Annotated in this window: 4 protein-coding genes; 1 reads left to right on the top strand and 3 read right to left on the bottom strand. The window is 28.5% G+C overall.

Annotation, left to right across the window (positions count from 1 at the left end):
* Positions 1-196: 196 nt before the first annotated feature.
* The 3 genes from IBX42_RS11900 to IBX42_RS11890 all read right to left on the bottom strand — a co-directional run bounded on the left by IBX42_RS11900 (position 197) and on the right by IBX42_RS11890 (position 2,119).
* The gene (locus IBX42_RS11900; RefSeq protein ID WP_294933149.1) at positions 197-466 is read right to left on the bottom strand and encodes an addiction module protein; all 270 of its coding nucleotides are present in this window, start codon (positions 464-466) and stop codon (positions 197-199) included.
* A gap of 273 nt (positions 467-739) precedes the next feature.
* Positions 740-1,243, bottom strand: a complete 504-nt coding sequence (locus IBX42_RS11895; RefSeq protein ID WP_294933148.1) for a hypothetical protein — start codon at positions 1,241-1,243, stop codon at positions 740-742.
* Between the two features lie 69 nt (positions 1,244-1,312).
* Positions 1,313-2,119 carry an HNH endonuclease signature motif containing protein gene (locus IBX42_RS11890; protein WP_294933147.1) on the bottom strand — a complete coding sequence of 269 codons (807 nt, stop codon included), beginning with the start codon at positions 2,117-2,119 and terminating at the stop codon, positions 1,313-1,315.
* 341 nt (positions 2,120-2,460) lie between these two features.
* Between IBX42_RS11890 and IBX42_RS11885 the strand changes: the two genes are divergently transcribed.
* Positions 2,461-2,966: phage integrase N-terminal SAM-like domain-containing protein (locus IBX42_RS11885; RefSeq protein WP_294933146.1), on the top strand; the 506-nt coding region annotated here is incomplete at its 3' end.

Raw genomic sequence — 2,966 nt, 5'->3', positions numbered from 1 at the left:
GCTCAAGCTCATGAGCATAAGAATCTAAATCTGTTAATAGAGTTTCATCCATACGGATATTAATTGCTTTTTTCATATTGTATCCTTTTGTATCTACATTGTACTACAATAGTTGAAAAAAAATCAAGTAGTGTCTAACGTTTAAAATAAGCAAAATGTTTCTTTAGACATGCCAAGTTATTTCTTTTTTAGGTAGCTAAAAAAGAGTTTGAGTTAAAAGTGGAGATTCATTCTCAGGGGTGTAATTTTGAGATATTTTTTTGAAAACTTCATCTCCATCAACCAATGTAACGGAATTTGACTCGATTTCTTGCTTTCTTTTATTTACTTCTTTTATCCAAAGTTTATCTATTTCACTGTTTATCGGTGTAATGCTAGCTAATATTTTATCAACAATTTTAGTTTTTAAATCTATTGGTAAAATATCTATCTCATCAAAAAGTTGTTCTTGTTTTAAAGCTGTCATGATTAACTCCAATTTCAAAATATACACCATTTTAGCAAAATGGTGTATATTTTATCATTAAATGATATATACATAATTATATCCATCATGTGAGTGAATCTCCTAAATCAACTCTCAATCTTGTTGGCATTTATGAATTCTATATTTTAATCATGTATCTTAACTATACTATTTATATTCATTACAATTAAACATATTGCAAATTGAAAGATTTTAGCTTAAATTTGTATATGTGATTTTATAAAAAGTGGAGATTCATTCACAGGGGTGTAATTATGATGGATTAAACAACTTATCTATATCATTTATATTGCTAACTTTTTGTTTATACAAGAGTTTTGCTAATTTTATAAAATCTACTTCTTCAAGCTCATCATCATCATTTAAACGATATAACTTTTGCAGATTTTCAACAAATGTGAAATTGTATATTTCTTTATTTAAAAAACTCAGATAATATCTATTTTGTTTTAATTGTTTTAATATTCTTTCTTCTGTACTACTGTTTTTTAATTCTATATTAATAATAGAATCTTCTCCGAATCGTAATAAATCAAATTCTTTAGAGATTTGTGGGATTTTATAGCCTACATAGAATTGACTGAAAATTCTTTTTATTCCTTTTTTAACATCTAATAAAATTGTAATTAGGGATTTTAGGTCATTAATCTCTGCATCTTTAACTTCTATGTCATGATAACCTAATAAGTTGTTATACTCTTCTTTTTCTAATGTATCAAATGCTTGTGTTAGCGATATAATATTTATATGCTTCAATCTATTTTTTCCTTACATTACTAGATATAACGGTTGAATAGAGCTAATAAGTCGCCGATAGGCTACTTATTAGCTCCTATGTTTTGTTATCTTTGAAACTATTCCCATTGCTACGGAATCTTTTAAGACTAGCACTCCAATATCAAATGATTTCACTCCGCCACCCGAACCAATGCTTATTTGTGATTCATCACTAGCTTTTGCGTAAAATCCATTCTTTTGATCTCCAAATATCGTTGCTCCTCTAAAATTCATATGAAGTTTATTAATTGCGATAATTCCATTATTTGGATCAATTGTAATTTCAAGGGCTATTTTCCTCAAATTCTTTCTTATAGTAATTGTTTGTCCGATAGTCTCTATATCCCAATTAGTTATATTTCCTTCCCATATATTATTAGTAATTTTAAATATTTCTTCACCATTGTCGTCACAAAATAATGCTGAAATTTCAAAAGTGCCTTTATTTTCTCTTGATCTTCTTATTTCTAAAATAGGAATATCTTCTATCTGTAAAATTATAGGTACATCTTCCCATACTGTATTTCCAATTTTAACAGTTGGTGTTGATTTACCAATATCAAAAATATCTGATGTATAACCATTTTCTAGACATTTTGGAGAACGTAAAGCATCTCGTATTTTATCTTTAGAAAATATTCCCCTTGTTACTTTATCATGGCATGAACCACACAATAATGCCATATTTTTAGGATTATGCTTTCTGGCTTCATGCCATTCTGGGATAATATGCTCATATTGTGTAATTCCAAAACCACAGACAACACATCCAAAACCGCATTGTTTTCTTATTTTTCGTTTTACTGTATTTGATATGCGTCTTGGTAAGTTATATTGATTAGTTTGCTGTGCCATATGTATTCCTTTACTATAGATAACGAGGGAGCGGGTGTTCAGCCCGCGCCCTCGTTATCCGGTCGCGTAGCGAGCGGATAACTATTTATTCAAACACATTATATAGATATTAACTTAAAAAAATAAAAATAACTTACATATCAAATGTGTGATAATTATTAAAAATTAACATAAAATATGACAAATTGCAATATTTTTTACTTTTTAGAGAAAAAATGCATATTATTCTTAAATATTTAGTGTGTGTTAAGTGTCATAGAGAGAAATAACACACAAAATGTTTGTTAATAGTTGAAAAAATTACATAACAAACATAATGTAGCTTAAGTAAGGGAGATAATATGCAAGTGAAAAAGAAACTCTTAGATTTAGTTCGTGATAAAATTAGGTTTAAACACTATAGCTATTCAACCGAAAGAACTTATGTACATTGGATAAAGCACTATATATTTTTTCATCAAAAAAAGCATCCTATTGATATGGGCAAATTAGAAATAGAGACTTTTTTAACAAAGCTAGCTACAAAAGACAATGTCTCACCAACTACACAAAATCAAGCTTTTAGTGCTTTGTTATTTTTATATAAAGAAGTTTTGGGTGTAGATATAAGTGATTGGAATATTCAAGCTCTTCGTGCTCAAGAGAGAAAACATATACCTGCTGTTTTAACAAAAGATGAAGTTGCGAGTATTTTGCAAAATATACCTATGGAGTACAGTTTGCTGGTACATTTGATGTACGGCTGTGGACTAAGAATGAACGAGGCTTTAAGCTTGAGAATCAAAGATATAGACTTTGGTTTTGATAAGGTATATATTTGGGATTCTAAGTCGTTAAAAGATAGAAC

It is taken from the genome of Sulfurimonas sp., assembly GCF_014859695.1.
Classification (GTDB): domain Bacteria; phylum Campylobacterota; class Campylobacteria; order Campylobacterales; family Sulfurimonadaceae; genus Sulfurimonas.
This window is presented reverse-complemented; position numbering and strand designations above follow the sequence as displayed.